Annotated in this window: 27 protein-coding genes; 6 read left to right on the top strand and 21 right to left on the bottom strand. The window is 68.9% G+C overall.

Translation table 11 applies throughout. The annotated features are described in order from the left end of the window. Positions 1–3 precede the first annotated feature (3 nt). The 15 genes from ACFXGN_RS20450 to rpsJ all read right to left on the bottom strand — a co-directional run bounded on the left by ACFXGN_RS20450 (position 4) and on the right by rpsJ (position 6815). Positions 4–189 (bottom strand): type Z 30S ribosomal protein S14, encoded by a 186-nt coding sequence (locus ACFXGN_RS20450; protein ID WP_003948630.1) that lies wholly within the window; start codon positions 187–189, stop codon positions 4–6. Between the two features lie 5 nt (positions 190–194). Further along, on the bottom strand, positions 195–752 hold the full coding sequence (rplE, locus tag ACFXGN_RS20445) for a 50S ribosomal protein L5 (RefSeq protein WP_351793114.1): 558 nt from the start codon (positions 750–752) through the stop codon (positions 195–197). Beyond that, positions 749–1060, bottom strand: a complete 312-nt coding sequence (rplX, locus tag ACFXGN_RS20440; protein ID WP_015035583.1) for a 50S ribosomal protein L24 — start codon at positions 1058–1060, stop codon at positions 749–751. Before rplX ends, rplE begins: the two co-directional genes overlap by 4 nt. A 2-nt stretch (positions 1061–1062) precedes the next feature. Further along, the gene (gene rplN, locus ACFXGN_RS20435) at positions 1063–1431 is read right to left on the bottom strand and encodes a 50S ribosomal protein L14 (protein ID WP_003956455.1); all 369 of its coding nucleotides are present in this window, start codon (positions 1429–1431) and stop codon (positions 1063–1065) included. A 99-nt stretch (positions 1432–1530) separates the two neighbouring features. Continuing rightward, entirely contained in the window at positions 1531–1812 is a 282-nt protein-coding gene (rpsQ, locus tag ACFXGN_RS20430; RefSeq protein ID WP_030208995.1) for a 30S ribosomal protein S17, read from the bottom strand. Then, complete coding sequence (rpmC, locus tag ACFXGN_RS20425) at positions 1812–2036, bottom strand: 50S ribosomal protein L29 (protein ID WP_017239580.1); 225 nt, start codon at positions 2034–2036, stop codon at positions 1812–1814. Before rpmC ends, rpsQ begins: the two co-directional genes overlap by 1 nt. Continuing rightward, positions 2036–2455 (bottom strand): 50S ribosomal protein L16, encoded by a 420-nt coding sequence (rplP, locus tag ACFXGN_RS20420; RefSeq protein WP_017239579.1) that lies wholly within the window; start codon positions 2453–2455, stop codon positions 2036–2038. The genes rpmC and rplP overlap by 1 nt, the downstream gene beginning before the upstream one ends. A gap of 5 nt (positions 2456–2460) precedes the next feature. Next, positions 2461–3309, bottom strand: a complete 849-nt coding sequence (gene rpsC / locus ACFXGN_RS20415) for a 30S ribosomal protein S3 (protein WP_033201982.1) — start codon at positions 3307–3309, stop codon at positions 2461–2463. Next, complete coding sequence (rplV, locus tag ACFXGN_RS20410) at positions 3309–3656, bottom strand: 50S ribosomal protein L22 (RefSeq protein ID WP_004571827.1); 348 nt, start codon at positions 3654–3656, stop codon at positions 3309–3311. Before rplV ends, rpsC begins: the two co-directional genes overlap by 1 nt. Positions 3657–3698: 42 nt before the next feature. Continuing rightward, positions 3699–3980, bottom strand: coding sequence for a 30S ribosomal protein S19 (gene rpsS / locus ACFXGN_RS20405; protein ID WP_024755409.1), 282 nt, complete (start codon positions 3978–3980; stop codon positions 3699–3701). 12 nt (positions 3981–3992) lie between these two features. Beyond that, positions 3993–4829 (bottom strand): 50S ribosomal protein L2, encoded by an 837-nt coding sequence (rplB, locus tag ACFXGN_RS20400; protein WP_030318653.1) that lies wholly within the window; start codon positions 4827–4829, stop codon positions 3993–3995. Positions 4830–4869: 40 nt separating this feature from the next. Continuing rightward, positions 4870–5193 (bottom strand): 50S ribosomal protein L23, encoded by a 324-nt coding sequence (gene rplW, locus ACFXGN_RS20395; RefSeq protein WP_015035575.1) that lies wholly within the window; start codon positions 5191–5193, stop codon positions 4870–4872. Next, positions 5193–5843, bottom strand: a complete 651-nt coding sequence (rplD, locus tag ACFXGN_RS20390; RefSeq protein WP_351793007.1) for a 50S ribosomal protein L4 — start codon at positions 5841–5843, stop codon at positions 5193–5195. Before rplD ends, rplW begins: the two co-directional genes overlap by 1 nt. A 7-nt stretch (positions 5844–5850) precedes the next feature. Further along, positions 5851–6495 carry a 50S ribosomal protein L3 gene (gene rplC / locus ACFXGN_RS20385; protein WP_148005762.1) on the bottom strand — a complete coding sequence of 215 codons (645 nt, stop codon included), beginning with the start codon at positions 6493–6495 and terminating at the stop codon, positions 5851–5853. Positions 6496–6506: 11 nt separating this feature from the next. Further along, positions 6507–6815 (bottom strand): 30S ribosomal protein S10, encoded by a 309-nt coding sequence (gene rpsJ / locus ACFXGN_RS20380; protein WP_003948644.1) that lies wholly within the window; start codon positions 6813–6815, stop codon positions 6507–6509. 711 nt (positions 6816–7526) lie between these two features. Between rpsJ and ACFXGN_RS20375 the strand changes: the two genes are divergently transcribed. Next, positions 7527–9503, top strand: coding sequence for a PIG-L family deacetylase (locus ACFXGN_RS20375; RefSeq protein WP_384860984.1), 1977 nt, complete (start codon positions 7527–7529; stop codon positions 9501–9503). A gap of 205 nt (positions 9504–9708) precedes the next feature. Here the strand turns inward: ACFXGN_RS20375 and tuf are convergent, their stop codons facing one another. The 5 genes from tuf to ACFXGN_RS20350 form a co-directional block, all read right to left on the bottom strand. Continuing rightward, complete coding sequence (gene tuf, locus ACFXGN_RS20370) at positions 9709–10902, bottom strand: elongation factor Tu (RefSeq protein ID WP_366439661.1); 1194 nt, start codon at positions 10900–10902, stop codon at positions 9709–9711. Positions 10903–11053: 151 nt separating this feature from the next. After that, positions 11054–13180, bottom strand: a complete 2127-nt coding sequence (fusA, locus tag ACFXGN_RS20365) for an elongation factor G (RefSeq protein WP_366439662.1) — start codon at positions 13178–13180, stop codon at positions 11054–11056. 39 nt (positions 13181–13219) lie between these two features. Beyond that, on the bottom strand, positions 13220–13690 hold the full coding sequence (gene rpsG / locus ACFXGN_RS20360) for a 30S ribosomal protein S7 (protein ID WP_015035567.1): 471 nt from the start codon (positions 13688–13690) through the stop codon (positions 13220–13222). Positions 13691–13692: 2 nt separating this feature from the next. Beyond that, complete coding sequence (rpsL, locus tag ACFXGN_RS20355; protein ID WP_003948652.1) at positions 13693–14064, bottom strand: 30S ribosomal protein S12; 372 nt, start codon at positions 14062–14064, stop codon at positions 13693–13695. Between the two features lie 303 nt (positions 14065–14367). Then, positions 14368–14817 carry a helix-turn-helix domain-containing protein gene (locus tag ACFXGN_RS20350; protein WP_384860979.1) on the bottom strand — a complete coding sequence of 150 codons (450 nt, stop codon included), beginning with the start codon at positions 14815–14817 and terminating at the stop codon, positions 14368–14370. Positions 14818–15048: 231 nt separating this feature from the next. Here ACFXGN_RS20350 and ACFXGN_RS20345 point away from each other — a divergent pair, with 231 nt between their 5' ends. The 3 genes from ACFXGN_RS20345 to ACFXGN_RS20335 are packed head-to-tail and all read left to right on the top strand — an operon-like array spanning position 15049 to position 16431. After that, entirely contained in the window at positions 15049–15348 is a 300-nt protein-coding gene (locus ACFXGN_RS20345) for a WhiB family transcriptional regulator (RefSeq protein WP_384860976.1), read from the top strand. Continuing rightward, positions 15341–16234, top strand: coding sequence for a hypothetical protein (locus tag ACFXGN_RS20340; RefSeq protein ID WP_384860973.1), 894 nt, complete (start codon positions 15341–15343; stop codon positions 16232–16234). The genes ACFXGN_RS20345 and ACFXGN_RS20340 overlap by 8 nt, the downstream gene beginning before the upstream one ends. After that, positions 16228–16431 carry a hypothetical protein gene (locus tag ACFXGN_RS20335; RefSeq protein WP_384860971.1) on the top strand — a complete coding sequence of 68 codons (204 nt, stop codon included), beginning with the start codon at positions 16228–16230 and terminating at the stop codon, positions 16429–16431. Before ACFXGN_RS20340 ends, ACFXGN_RS20335 begins: the two co-directional genes overlap by 7 nt. A 135-nt stretch (positions 16432–16566) precedes the next feature. On the opposite strand, the gene ACFXGN_RS20330 is transcribed toward ACFXGN_RS20335, so the two are convergent. Continuing rightward, positions 16567–17397, bottom strand: coding sequence for a hypothetical protein (locus ACFXGN_RS20330; protein WP_384860968.1), 831 nt, complete (start codon positions 17395–17397; stop codon positions 16567–16569). A gap of 381 nt (positions 17398–17778) precedes the next feature. Between ACFXGN_RS20330 and ACFXGN_RS20325 the strand changes: the two genes are divergently transcribed. After that, positions 17779–18189 (top strand): hypothetical protein, encoded by a 411-nt coding sequence (locus tag ACFXGN_RS20325; protein ID WP_384860965.1) that lies wholly within the window; start codon positions 17779–17781, stop codon positions 18187–18189. Positions 18190–18354: 165 nt separating this feature from the next. Next, positions 18355–18960 carry a phage tail protein gene (locus tag ACFXGN_RS20320; protein WP_384860963.1) on the top strand — a complete coding sequence of 202 codons (606 nt, stop codon included), beginning with the start codon at positions 18355–18357 and terminating at the stop codon, positions 18958–18960. The last annotated feature ends 124 nt before the right edge of the window (positions 18961–19084 follow it).

Genomic DNA, 19084 nt, shown 5'->3' with positions numbered 1-19084 from the left:
TGCTTACCAGGAGCTCTTGGTCACGCCCGGCAGCTCGCCACGGTGAGCCATCTCACGAAGGCACACGCGGCACAGGCCGAACTTGCGGTACACGGAGTGGGGTCGACCACAGCGCTGGCAGCGCGTGTAGCCGCGCACGCCGAACTTGGGCTTGCGGGCAGCCTTCGCGATGAGAGCCTTCTTCGCCATCTCGCTTACGCCTCCTTGAACGGGAAGCCGAGGTGACGCAGAAGGGCACGGCCCTCGTCGTCGTTGGTCGCCGTGGTCACCACGGTGATGTCCATACCCCGGACACGGTCGATCTTGTCCTGGTCGATCTCGTGGAACATGACCTGCTCCGTGAGACCGAAGGTGTAGTTGCCACGCCCGTCGAACTGCTTGGGGGACAGACCACGGAAGTCGCGGATGCGCGGAAGCGCGAGCGACAGGGTGCGGTCCAGGAACTCCCACATGCGGTCGCCACGGAGGGTGACGTGCGCACCGATCGGCTGACCTTCGCGCAGCTTGAACTGCGCGATGGACTTGCGGGCCTTGGTGACGGCCGGCTTCTGACCGGTGATGGTGGTCAGGTCACGGACGGCACCGTCCATGAGCTTCGAGTCACGGGCGGCGTCGCCGACACCCATGTTCACCACGATCTTCACGAGGCCGGGGATCTGCATGACGTTCTCGTAGGAGAACTCTTCACGCAGCTTGCCCGCGATCTCCTCGCGGTACTTCGTCTTGAGACGCGGAGTGGTGGTAGCCATCAGATGTCCTCACCCGTCCGCTTGGCAACGCGGATCTTGTTGCCCTCGTCGTCGAAGCGGTAACCGACACGCGTGACGACCTTCTTGCCGTCCTTCTCCACGACCAGCTGGACGTTGGAGACGTGGACCGGAGCCTCGGTCGTGACGATGCCACCGGCCTGCGACGGGCCGGCCTTGGTGTGCTTCTTGACCCGGTTGACACCCTCGACCAGGACGCGGTTCTCGCGGGGGAAGGCCGTGATGACCTTGCCCTGCTTGCCCTTGTCCTTACCGGTGATGACCTGGACCAGGTCGCCCTTCTTGATCTTCATGCTTACAGCACCTCCGGCGCGAGCGAGATGATCTTCATGAACTTCTTCTCGCGCAGCTCACGGCCCACCGGGCCGAAGATACGGGTGCCACGAGGGTCGCCGTCGTTCTTGAGAATGACAGCGGCGTTCTCGTCGAAGCGGATGTACGAGCCGTCCTGGCGGCGGCGCTCCTTGACGGTGCGAACGATGACCGCCTTGACGACGTCACCCTTCTTCACGTTGCCACCGGGGATCGCGTCCTTGACGGTGGCGACGATGACGTCACCGATGCCCGCGTAGCGGCGACCCGAGCCACCGAGAACACGGATGCAAAGGATCTCCTTGGCACCAGTGTTGTCGGCGACACGCAGTCGCGACTCCTGCTGGATCACGTCTATCTCCTGATTTGTCTGCCGGTTCCCGGCAGGGGCTTCCGTGGAAGCCCCTGCCGAGCCTGGCGGAACGAACTCGAAGGGTTACCCCTTCAAGAATTACTTGGCCTTCTCGAGGATCTCGACGACGCGCCAGTGCTTCGTGGCGGACAGCTTGCGCGTCTCCATCAGGAGGACGCGGTCACCGATGCCGGCGGCGTTCTGCTCGTCGTGAGCCTTGAGCTTGTTCGTACGGCGGATGACCTTGCCGTACAGCGCGTGCTTGACGCGGTCCTCGACAGCGACGACGACGGTCTTGTCCATCTTGTCGCTGACGACCAGGCCCTCGCGGACCTTGCGAGCGTTGCGCTCGGTCTTCTCAGTCACGTTGCTCTCGCTCATCAGGCGTTCTCCACCGTCTCGATGCCCAGCTCGCGCTCACGCATCAGGGTGTAGATCCGGGCGATGTCCTTACGGACGGACTTGAGCCGGCCGTGGTTCTCGAGCTGACCCGTCGCCGCCTGGAAGCGGAGGTTGAACAGCTCTTCCTTGGCCTCGCGGAGCTTGTTGAGAAGCTCCTCGTTGCCCAGCTCGCGCAGCTCGGACGCCTTGGTACCGGCCGACATCACAGCTCACCTGCTTCGCGCTTTACGATCTTGCACTTCATCGGCAGCTTGTGGGCCGCACGGGTCAGGGCCTCGCGCGCGATCTTCTCGTTCGGGTAGGACAGTTCGAACATCACCCGACCCGGCTTGACGTTCGCGATCCACCACTCCGGAGAACCCTTACCGGAACCCATGCGGGTCTCGGCAGGCTTCTTCGTCAGCGGGCGGTCCGGGTAGATGTTGATCCAGACCTTGCCGCCACGCTTGATGTGGCGGGTCATCGCGATACGAGCCGCCTCGATCTGGCGGTTGGTCACGTAAGCCGGCGTGAGGGCCTGAATGCCGTACTCGCCGAACGCAACCTGCGTACCACCCTTGCTGGCGCCGGAGCGCTTCGGGTGGTGCTGCTTGCGGTGCTTGACCCTACGGGGGATCAGCATGTCGGTCAGGCCTCCGTTCCGGTGCTCTCAGCCGGAGCGGCAGCGGCGGCGGGAGCCTCGGCCTTGGGGGCCTCGGCAGCCGGCGCGGACTGCTGCTGCGGCTTGCGGCCGCGGCCGCCACGCTCGCCACCGCGGCCACCACGGCCGGCGGGACGGTCGCCAGCGCCGGCGCCACGGGCCGGGCGGTTACCCGCACGGGCAGCGGCGTTCTCGGCGCGGACCTCGGCGATGTTCTTGACGTCGCCCTTGTAGATCCAGACCTTCACGCCGATGCGACCGAAGGTGGTCTTGGCCTCGAAGAAGCCGTAGTCGACGTTCGCGCGGAGCGTGTGCAGGGGCACACGGCCCTCGCGGTAGAACTCCGAGCGGGACATCTCGGCGCCGCCGAGACGACCGCCGCACTGGATCTTGATGCCCTTGGCGCCGGCCTTCATCGTGCCCTGCATGCTCTTGCGCATGGCACGACGGAAGGAGACGCGGGAGGAGAGCTGCTCGGCAACGGCCTGGGCGACCAGCTGAGCGTCCATCTCGGGGTTCTTGACCTCGAGGATGTTCAGCTGGACCTGCTTGCCCGTGAGCTTCTCGAGGTCACCGCGGATGCGGTCGGCCTCGGCGCCACGGCGGCCGATGACGATGCCGGGACGCGCGGTGTGGATGTCCACCCGCACGCGGTCACGGGTGCGCTCGATCTCAACCTTCGAGATGCCGGCGCGCTCCATGCCGGACGTCATCATCCGACGGATGGCGACGTCTTCCTTGACGTAGTCCTTGTACAGCTTGTCGGCGTACCAACGGGACTTGAAGTCCGTGGTGATGCCGAGCCGGAACCCATGCGGGTTAACCTTCTGGCCCATTACCGGGTTCCTTCCTTGCTGCTGACGACCACGGTGATGTGGCTGGTCCGCTTACGGATCCGGTAGGCACGGCCCTGAGCACGCGGACGGAACCGCTTCAGGGTCGGGCCCTCATCCACGTACGCCTCGCTGATGACCAGCGAAGAGGCGTCGGTGTGGTCGTAGTTGTGCGCGGCGTTGGCGATGGCGCTGTCAAGCACCTTGCCAACCGGCACGCTCGCGGCCTGCGGGGCGAAACGCAGGACCGCCTGAGCCTCCGTGGCGTCCATGCCACGGATAAGGTCCACCACTCGGCGGGCCTTCATGGGCGTGACGCGGATGTACCGCGCCTGGGCCCTGGCTTCCATGGTTGTCCTTCCAGTGTCTGTCATGGTCATTCCACCCCGCTACTAGCGGCGCTTCGACTTCCGGTCGTCCTTCACGTGACCCCGGAAGGTGCGCGTCGGCGAGAACTCGCCGAGCTTGTGGCCGACCATCGACTCGGTGACAAACACCGGAATGTGGGTCTTGCCGTTGTGCACCGCGATCGTGTGGCCGAGCATGGCCGGGATGATCATCGAGCGACGGGACCAGGTCTTGATGACGTTCTTGGTACCGGCTTCGTTCTGTACGTCCACCTTCTTTACGAGGTGTCCGTCGACGAAGGGTCCCTTCTTGAGACTGCGCGGCATCTAAACCCGCTCCTAGCGCTTCTTGTTCGTCTTGCGGCGGCGGACGATGTACTTGCTCGAAGCCTTCTTCGGCGAGCGAGTACGACCCTCCTTCTGACCCCACGGGGAGACCGGGTGACGACCACCGGAGGTCTTACCCTCACCACCACCGTGCGGGTGGTCCACCGGGTTCATCGCCACACCGCGAACGGTCGGGCGAACGCCCAGCCAACGCTTACGGCCGGCCTTGCCCCAGTTGATGTTCGACTGCTCGGCGTTGCCGACCTCGCCGATGGTGGCGCGGCAGCGGGCGTCGACGAGACGGATCTCACCGGACGGCATACGAAGGTGGGCCATCGTGCCCTCCTTCGCCAGCAGCTGCACGGAGGCACCAGCGGAGCGCGCGAACTTGGCGCCGCCACCGGGACGGAGCTCGATCGCGTGGATCGTGGTACCGACCGGGATGTTGCGGAGCGCCAGGTTGTTGCCGGGCTTGATGTCAGCGCCGGGGCCGTTCTCGACGCGGTCACCCTGCGTCAGACCCTTGGGGGCGATGATGTAGCGCTTCTCGCCGTCCACGTAGTGGAGCAGCGCGATGCGCGCGGTGCGGTTGGGGTCGTACTCGATGTGAGCGACCTTCGCCGGCACGCCGTCCTTGTCGTGACGACGGAAGTCGATCACACGGTAGGCGCGCTTGTGGCCGCCACCCTGGTGTCGAACCGTGATCCGACCGGTGTTGTTACGGCCGCCCTTGCTGTGCAGGGGGCGGACCAGCGACTTCTCCGGCGTGGACCGCGTGATCTCGACGAAGTCGGCTACGGAGGAGCCACGGCGGCCCGGCGTAGTCGGCTTGTACTTGCGGATTCCCATTTCTCAGTCCTCGTCCGATTCCGGACGATCCAGACCGCCGTTAGGCGGTCGGACCGCCGAAGATGTCGATACGGTTGCCCTCGGCAAGGGTCACGATGGCGCGCTTGGTGTCCTTGCGCTTACCGAAACCGGCCTTGGTGCGCTTGCGCTTGCCCTGGCGGTTGATCGTGTTGACCCCGGTGACCTTGACCGAGAAGACCGCCTCGACGGCCTGCTTGATCTGGGTCTTGTTGGAGCCAGGCGCGACGATGAACGTGTACTTGTTCTCGTCCAGCAGGGCGTAGCTCTTCTCCGAGACGACCGGCTTGATCAGGATGTCGCGCGGGTCCGAGAAGGTCTTGCTGGTGACGACGGCCTCAGTCATCAGGCGTCGCTCCCTTCGGTCTCAGCGGTCTGGGGGCCAGACACGAAGGACTCGAGGGCGGCCTTGGTGAAGACCACGTCGTCGGAGACGATCACGTCGTACGTGTTGAGCTGGCCCGGCTCCAGGATGTGCACCTGGGGCAGGTTACGAGCGGACAGCCACGCGGCCTCGTCGGAGCGCTCGACGACCAGGAGCAGGTTCTTGCGCTCCGAGATCTTGCCGAGCAGCGTCTTCACGGCCTTGGTGGAGACCCCGCCCTCGACCACGCCGGTCACGACGTGGATGCGGGAGTGGGTGGCCCGGTCCGAGAGGGCACCGCGGAGGGCGGCGGCCTTCATCTTCTTCGGGGTCCGCTGCGAGTAGTCACGCGGCTGCGGGCCGTGGACGACGCCACCGCCGACGAACTGCGGAGCGCGGGTCGAACCCTGACGGGCGCGGCCGGTGCCCTTCTGGCGGTAAGGCTTCCGGCCACCACCACGGACTTCGCCACGGCGCTTGGTCTTGTGCGTGCCCTGACGGGCCGCGGCCAGCTGCGCGACGACGACCTGGTGGATCAGCGGAACGCTGACCTTGGCGCCGAAGATCTCCTCGGGGAGCTCGACGGTCCCGGTCTTGTCGCCTGCCGGCGAAAGGATGTCAATGGTGCTCATCGGTTCCTCAAACCCCCTTGGCCGCGGTGCGGACCAGGACGAGGCCACCGTTGGGGCCGGGGACGGCGCCCTTGATGAGCAGCAGACCCTTCTCGGCGTCAACGGCGTGGACGGTCAGGTTCTGGGTGGTCACACGCTCGTTGCCCATGCGACCGGCCATCTTCATGCCCTTGAAGACACGGCCCGGAGTGGCGCAGCCACCGATCGAACCGGGCTTGCGGTGCACGCGGTGGGCACCGTGCGACGCCTTGCCACCACGGAAGTTGTGGCGCTTCATGACACCGGCGAAGCCCTTGCCCTTGCTCTTGCCGGTGACGTCGACCTTCACGCCGGCCTCGAAGAGCTCGGCGGTGATCTCCTGGCCGAGCGTGTACTCGGAGGCGTCAGCGGTGCGGAGCTCCACCAGGTGGCGGCGCGGGGTGACGTCGGCCTTGGCGAAGTGACCCTTGAGGGGCTTGTTCACCTTGCGCGGGTCGATCTCGCCGAAGGCGATCTGGACCGACTCGTAGCCGTCGACGTCGTTCGTACGGACCTGGGTCACGACATTGGGGCCGGCCTTGACGACGGTCACCGGAACGATCCGGTTGTTCTCGTCCCAGACCTGCGTCATGCCGAGCTTCTCGCCCAGGATGCCCTTGATGTTCTTAGCCATCTCGCGCGCCCTCAGAGCTTGATCTCGATGTCAACGCCCGCCGGGAGGTCGAGACGCATGAGCGAGTCAACCGTCTTCGGCGTGGGGTCGAGGATGTCGATGAGGCGCTTGTGCGTGCGCATCTCGAAGTGCTCGCGCGAGTCCTTGTACTTGTGCGGCGACTTGATGACGCAGTACACGTTCTTCTCAGTGGGCAGCGGCACCGGGCCCGCGACCGACGCACCAGTGCGGGTCACCGTCTCGACGATCTTCTTCGCCGAGGAATCGATGACCTCGTGGTCGTAGGCCTTGAGCCGGATGCGGATCTTCTGTCCCGCCATGGCTACTAGTAGTCCTTTGTCTCGTAACGCTCTGGAACCCGTAGGGCCGCACTTCCTGGGAAGTGCTGTCCCTCCTCCGACCCACGCGGTCGGGCGTGTCGCGCTCCCTCTACGCAGAAGTCCCTGAGGACTTCCCAACCAAGGGGGCGCGGTCACCGTGACCGCGGGCCGGGGGTGGAACACCCACCGGGTGCCTGGCCTGCACCCCGCTGACGCTTCCCAGAAGATTCCCGTACGTCCGCCCCTGAAAAGGGACGACGAGTACTGTGGGACTCGCTTCCGGTCCTCCCGACGGGAGGCGCGCAGCATCGGCACTCAACCGAGCAACCCCGACAGTCTGCCATACGGGGCCATCCGGCCGCCAATCGGGGTCGAAGACTGTACCCCACGTCACGTACGGACATGCGCCGGGGCGCGTGCGGCGGCCCGTTCCCGGCCCGCGTCGGCCCTGCTCCCACGGGCCCTCCCCCCGGCTCCCCCGCCTCCGCCCCTTCCGTCGCGCTGCCCGCGTCGGACGTCCCCCCGGCTCCCGGCTCGGCCCGGACGCCGTGCGCGTTCCGTCAGGTGGCGCCGCTCGGCCGCGCCGCCGGGCCGCCTCCCGTACTCCTCCACCGGAGCGGTCTTCGCGAGCGGGCGCCGGTCCGTGCACAACCCCGGGGACCGGATATCCGTCTTGCAGAGGACCGCCGAACCGAGGGACGGACCGCCCACGTGACCCCAGCCCCCCGCCGCCGGACGCTTCTCGCCGCTCTCGCGGTCCTCCCGGCCGCCGCCGGGTGTTCCGTGCCCGAGCCGCGCAGGGCAGCGCCGACGGCCGACCCGGCGCCCGGCAGGCCGATCGCCTCCGCGCGGACGCGCCGGGCGCTGCTCATGCAGTTCGCCGCGCACCCGGACGACGACCTGTACTTCATGAACCCCGACGCGCAGCGGCTGCTCGACGCCGGGGTCCCGCTGGTCACGGTGTACGTGACGGCCGGGGAGCACACCGGCCGGAACCGGATCGCGGGGATGCCCGAGGCTCCCCCGGACCGGGCCGCCTACTCCGCCGCGCGCCGGCAGGGCCTGCGGCAGTCGTACGCGGTGGCGCTCGGGCTCCCGGTGTTCACCCCCTGGCGGCGCGAGGTCCTCGTGCTCCCCGGCGGGCGCCGGGCGGAGGCCGACACGCTCGTCCACGGCACCCGCCGGGTCGAGCTGGTCTTCCTCGACCTGCCGATGCACACCACCCGCCGCTACATGGCGCTGCCCGCGCTCTGGGGCGACCGGGCCCTGGAGCTGTCCACCCGTCCGTCGGCGGGTTCACTGCTGACCCGTTCGGACACCTACGACTACGACCGGCTGGTCGAGGTCCTCGCCGGGCTGCTGCGCCGCTACCGGCCGACGGTGGTGCACACCCTGGACCCCGATCCGGACATCCAGCTCAGCGACGAGGCGACCCGGAAGCGGGACTCCGAGCAGCCGGGGTACGCGGACCACGGGGACCACACGGCGGTCGCCTCCTTCACCTGGGCGGCGCTCGCCCGCTGGGTCACGGACGCGGTCCGGGACGGCGGTCCGGTCCCGGCGTTCACGACGAGCGCGTTCCGGGGCTACTACAACCGGCACTGGCCCAAGAACCTGCCGCCGCGCACGCTCCGCGAGAAGGCCGCGCGGCTCGTCCCCTACGGGGGCGACCCGGACTGGCGCTGCGGGAACCCCTCCGGGTGCGGCGACTACGGCGTCGGGGGCGACCGGCCGCTCACCAACCGCAAGGGCTGGGTCCGCTCCACGCACCACCGCTGGCCGGGCGCGGGGCCCGTGCCCGTGACGGAACCGGGCGGGCGGCTCGCCGCGTACGGGGTGCTGGGGCTGCGCGCGGTCCGCTGGCGCGAGTCGGCGCCCGGCGTCTGGGGCGAGCCGGAGGACCTGGGCGGCGGCCCGCTGGCGCCCGCGCTGGGCTCGGCGGTGACGGCGGACGGGCGCCTGCTGCTGTTCGGGGTGCGGTTCTCCGCGCTCGACGGGCACGGCGGGGCGAACCGGCGGGAGCTGGTGCTCCTGGAGCAGCGCTCCCCCGGCGGCCCGTTCCTGGCCTGGCGGGGACTCGGGAACCCGGAGCGGGAGGACGACCGGGGGCGCCGGGTCGGCGCCCCGGTGGCGGTGACGGCCCCCGACGGACGGGTGCGCCTCTTCGTACGGAACGCGGAGCGGGGCGTCTCGGCCCGGGTACGGGCGGCGGACGGCTCCTGGGGGCCGTGGCGGGCGCTGCCGTGGGCGGGTCCGGTCCAGGACCGTCCGGCGGTCTCCGTCGACGGCGCGGGCCGGGTGCACGTGTACGCGGCCGGGCCGGAGTCCGTACGGCACTGGGTGGACGGGGAGGTGCGGCGGGAGCCGCTGCCGGTGTCGGGCTCGACGGTGGCGTCGGCCGGAGGGGAGCTGTACCACCGGCCCCCGGCCGCCGCCGCGCTGCTGGGCCCGGCGGGCGACAGCGGTCTCGACGGCTTCGGGGAGGTGTCCGTCGCCCGCTCGGCGGCCCTGGGCACGGTGCTGCTCGGCACCGGCGAGGACGGCGGGGTGCGGGTACGCGCCGGGGGCGCCCTGCGGACCCGTACGGGAAGCCCCTCGGTGGGGGTCCCCGCACTGCACCTGGACGCCCGGGGACCGGTCGTGGTGGGCCTCGGCCCCGACTGCCGCCCATGGAGCTGGCGCCCCTGACGGACCCCCGTGAGGGGCGGCCCCGGCCCTGGGACCGGCGCCCCGGAGATCCCGTAGGGGCTCGTCCGGGAAGATCCCCCCAGGGCCCCCGAGATCCCGTACGGCCCCACCCGACCCAGGGCACGCGAAAGGGCCCCGCACCTTTCGGTGCGGGGCCCTTCCCTACTGCTCAGCGGCTCCTGCGAGCCACCAGGTCAGTTCAAGATCAGGCGTTGATCTTGACGACCTGGCCGGCGCCGACGGTCCGGCCACCCTCACGGATGGCGAACTTCAGGCCCTCTTCCATGGCGATGGGCTGGATCAGCTCAACGGTCATGGCGGTGTTGTCGCCCGGCATGACCATCTCGGTGCCCTCGGGGAGGGTCACGACGCCGGTCACGTCCGTGGTACGGAAGTAGAACTGCGGGCGGTAGTTGTTGAAGAACGGGGTGTGACGGCCACCCTCGTCCTTCGACAGGATGTACGACTGGGCCTCGAAGCTCGTGTGCGGCGTGACCGAACCCGGCTTGATGATGACCTGGCCGCGCTCGACGTCCTCGCGCTTGATGCCACGGAGGAGCAGACCGACGTTCTCACCGGCCTGGCCCTCGTCGAGCAGCTTGCGGAACATCTCGATACCGGTGACCGTGGTGGTGGTCTTCTCGGTCTTGATGCCGATGATGTCGACGGTCTCGTTGACCTTGAGGATGCCGCGCTCGATGCGACCGGTGACGACGGTGCCACGACCGGTGATCGTGAAGACGTCCTCGATCGGCATCAGGAACGGCTTGTCGACGTCACGCTCGGGCTGCGGGATGGCCTCGTCGACGGCCTTCATCAGACCGAGGAGCTTGTCGGCCCACTCCTTGTCGCCCTCGAGCGCCTTGAGCGCCGAGACGCGGACGACCGGAAGGTCGTCGCCCGGGAACTCGTACTCGGAGAGGAGCTCACGGACCTCGAGCTCGACGAGCTCCAGGATCTCCTCGTCGTCCACCATGTCGGCCTTGTTCAGGGCGACGACGATGTACGGAACGCCGACCTGGCGGGCCAGGAGCACGTGCTCCTTGGTCTGCGGCATCGGGCCGTCGGTGGCGGCGACCACGAGGATGGCGCCGTCCATCTGCGCGGCACCCGTGATCATGTTCTTGATGTAGTCCGCGTGACCGGGGCAGTCGACGTGGGCGTAGTGACGCGACTCGGTCTGGTACTCGACGTGCGCGATCGAGATCGTGATACCGCGCTGGCGCTCCTCGGGAGCCTTGTCGATCTGGTCGAAGGCCGAGGCCTCGTTCAGGTCCGGGTACGCGTCGTGCAGCACCTTGGTAATGGCGGCCGTGAGGGTCGTCTTACCGTGGTCGATGTGACCGATGGTGCCGATGTTGACGTGCGGCTTAGTCCGCTCGAACTTTGCCTTCGCCACTGGGGTCCTCCTGCGGAGTGGTTCTGGTACGCCTTACTCATCGGCGCCAGGTGATCTTTGCTGGGATGCCAGTCGCCGGGGCCCGTTCCTCGGGTTCCGGGGGCCGAGCCCCGACGACTGGTGTCAAGCCTAAAGCGTGTACTCGGAAGAGTTACTCGCCCTTGGCCTTCGCGATGATCTCCTCGGCGACGTTCCGCGGAACCTCGGCGTAGGAGTCGAACTGCATCGAGTAGCTTGCGCGACCCGAGGTCTTGCTGCGGAGGTCTCCGACGTAGCCGAACATCTCCGAAAGGGGCACGAGGCCCTTCACGACGCGAGCGCCGCTGCGCTCCTCCATGGCCTGGATCTGGCCACGGCGGGAGTTGATGTCGCCGATGACATCACCCATGTAGTCCTCGGGCGTGGTGACCTCGACGGACATCATGGGCTCGAGGATGACCGGCGAAGCCTTGCGCGCGGCCTCCTTGAAGGCCTGCGAACCGGCGATCTTGAACGCGAGCTCGGAGGAGTCGACCTCGTGGTAGCCGCCGTCGAGAAGGATGACGCGGACGCCAGTCATCTCGTAGCCGGCCAGGATGCCGAACTGCATGGCCTCCTGCGCACCGGCGTCGACCGAAGGGATGTACTCCTTCGGGATGCGGCCACCGGTGACCTTGTTCACGAACTCGTAGGAGGCGTCGCCACCCTCGATGGGCTCGATCGCGATCTGCACCTTGGCGAACTGACCGGTACCACCGGTCTGCTTCTTGTGGGTGTAGTCCACGCGCTCGACGGTCTTGCGGATCGTCTCGCGGTACGCGACCTGCGGCTTGCCGACGTTCGCCTCGACCTTGAACTCGCGACGCATACGGTCGACGAGGATGTCGAGGTGGAGCTCGCCCATGCCACCGATGATGGTCTGGCCGGTCTCCTCGTCCGAGTGGACCTGGAAGGAGGGGTCCTCCTCCGCGAGACGCTGGATGGCTACACCCAGCTTCTCCTGGTCACCCTTGGACTTGGGCTCGATCGCGACCTGGATGACCGGCGCCGGGAAGTCCATGGACTCCAGGATCACCGGGTTCTTGTCGTCGCACAGCGTCTCACCGGTGGTGGTCTGCTTCAGGCCCATCACGGCGATGATGTCGCCGGCGCCCACCGAGTCGATCTCCTCACGCTTGTTCGCGTGCATACGGTAGATCTTGCCGATGCGCTCCTTCTTGCCCTTGACGGAGTTCAGCACCGCGGTGCCGGCCTCCAGGCGACCGGAGTAGATCCGGACGAAGGTGAGCTTGCCGAGGTGCGGGTCGCTCGCGATCTTGAACGCGAGCGCCGACAGCGGCTCGTCGTCGGACGGCTTGCGCTTGACGACGACCTCGGGGTCCTTGACGTCGTGGCCCTCGATGGCCTCGACGTCCAGGGGCGACGGCAGGTAGCGGACGACGGCGTCGAGCAGGGGCTGGACGCCCTTGTTCTTGAACGCGGTACCACAGAACACCGGGGTGACCGTGGTGTCGCCGCCCTTGCCGGAAGCGATGGTGATACGGCGCACGGCCGCGTAGAGCTGCTCCTCGGTGGGCTCGATGCCCTCCAGGAAGAGCTCCATGAGCTGCTCGTCGTTCTCGGAGACGGTCTCGACGAGCTTGGCGCGGTACTCCTCGGCCAGCTCGGCGAGGTCGGCCGGGATGTCGACGACGTCGTACATCTCGCCCTTGCTCGCGTCGGCGGACCAGACGAGCGCCTTCATGCGGACGAGGTCGACGACACCCTGGAAGTCGGCCTCAGCACCGATCGGGAGCTGCATGACGATCGGGGTGGCGCCGAGGCGGCCCACGATCATGTCGACGCAGCGCAGGAAGTCGGCACCGGTGCGGTCGAGCTTGTTGACGAAGCAGATACGCGGAACGCCGTAGCGGTCCGCCTGACGCCAGACAGTCTCGGACTGGGGCTCGACACCAGCGACACCGTCGAACACGGTGACAGCACCGTCGAGCACGCGCAGCGAACGCTCCACCTCGACGGTGAAGTCGACGTGGCCCGGCGTGTCGATGATGTTGATCGTGTGATCGACGTCCTCGAGCGACCAGTGGCAGGTCGTCGCGGCCGACGTGATCGTGATGCCGCGCTCCTGCTCCTGCTCCATCCAGTCCATCGTGGCAGCGCCGTCGTGGACCTCACCGATCTTGTACGAGACGCCGGTGTAGAACAGGATCCGCTCGGTGGTGGTCGTCTTGCCCGCGTCGATATGGGCCATGATGCCAATGTTGCGCACCTTGCCCAGGTCAAGCGAAGTGGTAGCCATAAGGCTTCAGTCTTCTCTCGGTCTCGATGTGGGTTGCGACTACCAGCGGTAGTGCGCGAAGGCCTTGTTGGACTCGGCCATCTTGTGCGTGTCCTCACGCTTCTTGACCGCGGCTCCGAGCCCGTTCGAGGCGTCGAGGAGCTCGTTCATGAGGCGCTCGGTCATGGTCTTCTCGCGACGGGCGCGGGAGTAACCGACGAGCCAGCGGAGGGCCAGCGTGGACGCGCGGCCCGGCTTGACCTCGATCGGCACCTGGTAGGTGGCGCCACCGACACGGCGGGACTTGACCTCAAGAGCCGGCTTGACGTTCTCCAGCGCGCGCTTCAGCGTGATGACCGGGTCCTGGCCGGTCTTCTCACGAAGACCCTCCATGGCGCCGTACACGATGCGCTCGGCGGTGGAACGCTTGCCGTCCAGCAGGATCTTGTTGATCAGCGAGGTGACAAGAGGAGAGCTGTAGACCGGGTCGATGATGACCGGGCGCTTCGGGGCGGGGCCCTTACGAGGCATTCTTACTTCTCCTTCTTGGCGCCGTAGCGGCTGCGAGCCTGCTTACGGTTCTTGACGCCCTGCGTGTCGAGGGAACCGCGGATGATCTTGTAACGAACACCCGGCAGGTCCTTCACACGGCCACCGCGCACGAGCACGATCGAGTGCTCCTGCAGGTTGTGACCCTCACCCGGGATGTAGGCCGTGACCTCGATGCCGGAGGTCAGACGCACACGCGCGACCTTACGGAGCGCCGAGTTCGGCTTCTTCGGGGTGGTCGTGAACACACGCGTGCAGACGCCGCGACGCTGAGGGGAACCCTCGAGTGCGGGCGTCTTGTTCTTCTCGACCTTGTCCTGCCGGCCCTTCCGGACCAGCTGCTGGATCGTAGGCACTACTTCTCCGGTTTCTGTGTGCCGTCGGTGAAACTAACCTGGAACATTCGCCGACCCACGCGGTCGGGTGTGTCGAATCCCGTCGACCCGTCCACCGAGGTGGAAAGGTGCGGAGATCGCGGTGGCCGATATATGACTCGCCTTGCGGTTGAGGACACGCACGCGAGCCCAGGCACACCCCAGGCACAAGGCTTGAGCGTACCTATCGCACGGACTCCGGTCAAAACAAATGCCCACGCGCACGCGGCCCCGGCCGGGCGAGGCCGGGACCGGGCGCGATCGGGGCGGCGCCGGGGAGGCGCGTCAGTCCTGGGCGGTGCGCCGGGGCTCGACGGCCTCCACGGACTCCTCGGCCTCCGCGTCGGGCTCCAGGAACTGGTTCACGACCTTGACGAAGACGCCCATGCGTTCGTCGGGGACCCCCAGCCAGCGGGCGAAGTCCTCCATCGAGGGCTGCCAGTCGCTCGGCGGCAGCAGATCCGCCGCCATCGGAAGCTCCTCCGGCGTCACCCGGCCGGACCGCACCAGCATGTCCCGGACGGAGACGCCGAGCAGCGGGGCGATCCTGCGCATGGTCTCCAGATCGGGCATGCTCTGCCGCTGCAGCAGACGCGTCACGGCGGCGCGGTGCACCCCGGCCTCGTCCGCGATCCGGGACTTGCCTCCGCCGCGCGGGCTGTCGATGTCGTAGCCGCGCTGTCGCATCAGGCCTTCGACCCAGCCTGCGAACTCATCAAGCCCACGAGTGGTCATGTACAGCTCCTCACTCCTCCAGACGATCAACTCTAGCGTGCTTGCGCGCACAGAATTACTTGGTTTCGTGTACGCAACATGTCGAATCGGCAAAGGCAGCCCCAAGGGCGCCCCATATTTCTCGTTGCGTGCGAGCACGCAACGTGTAATTCTGGCTCGTCGCCGCACTCGTCGGCCCCCTGAGCCCCCACGGCCCCACCGGCCCCACGGAGCCCCGGAGGGCCCCGGCCCGTGGAGAACACCTTGCTCCAGCACGACCCCACCCCCTGGCAGGCCACCGCCGCGTGCGCCGACCTCTCCCCGACCGTCGTCTTCGCCCGCCGCGCCAAGGAGGCGGCCCCGGCCCTGCGCGCCTGCGGCGGCTGTCCCGTCCGCCATGAGTGCGAGACGGCGGTGGCCCCCGCCGAGAGCTACTTCGACGGCGTCTGCGCGGGCCGCCTGTGGCGCAACGGCCGCCCGGCGGACCCCGCACGCGTGGCGAAGGCCGTCGCGGCCGCCCCGACGTCCGCCCGGAGCGCCCGCCGTGACTGACCGCACCACGCGCACCGGAGCCGTCGGGTCGGCCGGGTCCGCCGCACTCGCCGGGTCCGCCGGGACCGTTGAGGCCGCCGCTGCCGTCGCCGTCGTCGCCGGGAGCGGCCGGGCCCCCGCCGCCGTCGAACTCGTCCTGCGGGACATCACCCTCTGGACCGCCTCCCTCGTACGCCAGTTCCCCGAGCTCGCCGAAGAGCTCGCGCCCGGCCGCCGCGGTCCCGCCGGAGGCGCCCCCGCCCCTTCCCCCGCCGGACGCGACGAGCAGATCCGCGCGGAGCGCCGTGAGGCGCTGCTCCTCCAGCAGCGGCACGGACTCGCCGTCCCCGGTCACGGGGCCGCCCCGATCCGGCTGCACGTCTCCGACGCCATCCGCGACATCACCGACGGGGTGGTGGAGCTGGAGGAGGCGGTGTGCGCCCGGCTCGCGCTGCCCCGGCCGCCCCGCGCCGGCGTGATCGACCGGCTCCGGCGGGTGGTGGAACTCCTGGACGCGATCGCCGCCCACCCCGACCTGGCCCGGCACGTACGGGACGAGATCCGGCGGATGGCCCGGCGGTGCGCCAGGACGCTCGGCGACTCGGAGACGGTCGTCCGGGTCTCGGGCCGCTGTCCCTGGTGCGACTCGGTGTCGCTGCGGGCCTTCCCCGACCGGCGCGCGGTGCTCTGTGTGAACCCGGCCTGTGTGTGCGTGGACGAGGTGTGCGGCTGCCAGGACGACCCCGCCTACCGGCACCTGTGGCCAGAGCGCGAGTGGGCGGAGCTCTCGGACGCCTCCGGCACCCCCGCCGAGGAGATCGAGGCGGCGATGGACACGACGGACGCCGCCACGGGCACGCCGAAGAACACCACGCCGCCGAACCCCATGGAGGAGACCTCGTGCTGAGCCCGATCGCCCTGCCGGTCCTGATCCCGGGACCGCTCGCCGCCGAGGAGGCGGGCGTCGCCCCCGCGACCATCCGCAAGTGGGTCCAGCTCGGCCATCTGCGGGCGGCGGGGAAGGCGGGCCGGGCACAGCTCTTCCGCCTGGAGGACGTCTTCGCCGCAGAACGCACGGCGCGCCGCCGCCGCCGTACCGCCTGACTCCCTCCCCCGACTCCCCGTCTCCACTGCCTCCCCGTCTCCCTGGTCTCCACAGAGCGGAGCGCCCCGCGTCCTTCCCAGGACGCGGGGCGCTCTGCTGTTCCGGCCGTTCCTCGTTCCGGCCGCTTCCCCTGTTCACGCCTCCAGGAAGCGGTGGAGGGAGTCCGTGAAGGCCGTCGCGAAGCGCTCGCGGGTCTCCTCGGGGACGCGGTCGAGGGAGAGATAGGGGTTGAGGTCCTCCAGCTCGACGAGGAGCAGTTCGCCACCGGGGGCGCGGCAGGCGTCGACGCGCTGGATGCCGTGGTCGAGGGTGTTCCACGCGATGAAGCGGCGCGCGAAGGCGAGGTCGTCCGCGGTGGGCTCGTACGGCTCCAGGACCCAGCGGCGGTCGGGGTCGGGGGCGTACAGGGCGTACTGGAAGAGGTCGTCGACGAAGTAGAAGGAGACCTCGTACCGGAAGTCGACGCGCGGCTGGACGAGGAGTCCGCCCTCGTCGAGGCCGAGGCCGGTGAGCCGCTCGCGGGGCAGGAAGACCAGGCCTATGGAGTCGGCCCCGGCCTTGGGCTTGACCGCGTACTCGGCGGCCTCGGGCAGCAGGTGGAGGTCCTCGGGCCGGTCGACGGTGGGGATGACGGGGTGCCCGGAGGCCGTGAGGTCGAGGAGGTACCGCTTGCCCGCCATGTCACCGCGCCCGTGGAGCGGGTTGTAGACGCGGGTGCCGCGCGCGAGGGCCCGCTCGCGGAAGGCCTCGTACTCCTTCTGGTGACCGAGGACCGGGCCGCTGTTGCGTACGACGACGGCGTCGAAGGCGTCCATGAGGGCGGCGACGTCGAGCGGATGACAGAGCGCCAGGTCGAAGCTCTCGCGCAGCCGGGCGGTGAGGTGGACGTCCTCGTCGCCGTAGCGCCGTCCACGGGCCGGGTACGCGAGGTCGGTGACATAGAGGAGGCGGGGGCGGGCGGGCACGGGGCGGCTCCTGGGTCGGGTGGCGGCCAACCTATCGGGCAGACGTGCGGGGGCCGGGGGGAAGGGCGGTCGTCCCGTACGGGCAGGGGGCCTCGCCAGTACGGGCAGGGAGGCTTCCCCGTACGGGCGGCGAGGCTTCCCCGTACGGGCGTGGAGAAGGGCCGGAGGGCTTCCCCGTAAGGGAGAGGAGAAGGACCTCACCGAACTAGTTGCGTGCGCGCACGCTCTCTGTCACAGTTGGCGCAACGGCGGAGCTGCGCCCGAACAGCGGGCGGCGGCTTCGCCGTTCGCCGTCCGGGCGCGGCTCCGCGGTCCCTCCCCTCCCGCCGGAGCCCCCGGGCGGCGCCCCGTCCCGTACCCCTCTCCCGAGGAGAACCCGTCATGACCACTCCCCCGAGTGCGTTCCCGGACGTCGAGAAGCTGGTCGTCGACGTTCTCAAGGCCGACCCGGCGCTGGCCGGTGCGACCATCGCGGTCCACGCACCGCCCGGCTTCGACGGCACCCAGAGCGCCGTCCTGGTGAACCGCCGAGGCGGCGCCTGGATCGGCGACCTGCACGTCGACATGCCGCTGATCGAGTTCGAGGTGTACGGGCCGACGAAGAACGCCGCCCACGTCCTCGCCAACGGCGCCCGCCGCGCCCTGCTCGCCACCATGGGCAAGCAGATCGGCGCCAACAACGTCGTCCACGACGTCGAGGAGCAGGACGGCCCGCGCTGGCTGCCCGACTACCTCTACCGGGGCGCCAACCGCTACCTGTGCGTCATCCGCCTCTCGCTGAGCGTCTTCTAGCCGCCCGGCGCGGCGGCGCGGCAGCCGCCCGCAGCCCCCGCGGACAGCCGCCCGCCCCACCCCACAGACCAGGCCCCGCCGTCCGGCGGGGCCTTTGCCGTACCCGGGTCGGACACCCGGGGCGGCGGATCCACCCCCGCAGCACCCCACCCAAGGAGACACACCATGGCAGGAAACAACTCCGCCGAGATCCGCGTCGCCGGAAGCGGCAAGCTCTACGTGGCCAACGCGGGCACCGCCGCGCCGACCGCCTTCGGCGCCGACTCCGCCACCGACTGGGCCGGCTGGACGGACCTGGGCTTCACCTCCGGCGACGGCGTCACCTTCTCCAAGAAGGACAAGCTGGAGGCCATCGACTCGTGGCAGTCGGTCTCCCCGGTCCACTACATCTACTCCAGCCGTGACCTCTCGCTGAAGTTCTCGCTGCTCCAGTTCAACGAGGAGACGCTGCCCTTCTTCATGGGCGGCGGCGAGGTCAAGGCGGACCCGGTCCCGGCCGTCGACACCTACCGCTACGAGATCGCCGAGCGTCCGTTCGCCGACGCGCGCGCCCTCGGCCTGGAGTTCACCGACGTCAAGGCCGGTGGCTCGACCGTGGTCAAGTACCGCTTCATCATCCCGCGCGGTCAGGTCACCGCCTCCGACGACATCAAGCTGAACCGCAAGGCGGCGTCGCAGCTCGGCGTCACCTTCACCGCCATGTCGAACGGCGACGGCAAGCCGCTGGCCACCTTCGTCATGAAGGACACCCAGTACGCCAAGACCGTCTGATCCCTTCTCCGGGGGCGGGACGGATCCCTCCGTTCCCCCCCCCCCCCCCCCCCCCCCCCCGGGGTTTTTCGCCGGAGTTAAACCCCAAAAATGGGGTACGGGTGTGGGTTATAAAAAAAATAAG

This window comes from Streptomyces sp. NPDC059247, from assembly GCF_042754005.1.
Lineage (GTDB): Bacteria > Actinomycetota > Actinomycetes > Streptomycetales > Streptomycetaceae > Streptomyces.
This window is presented reverse-complemented; position numbering and strand designations above follow the sequence as displayed.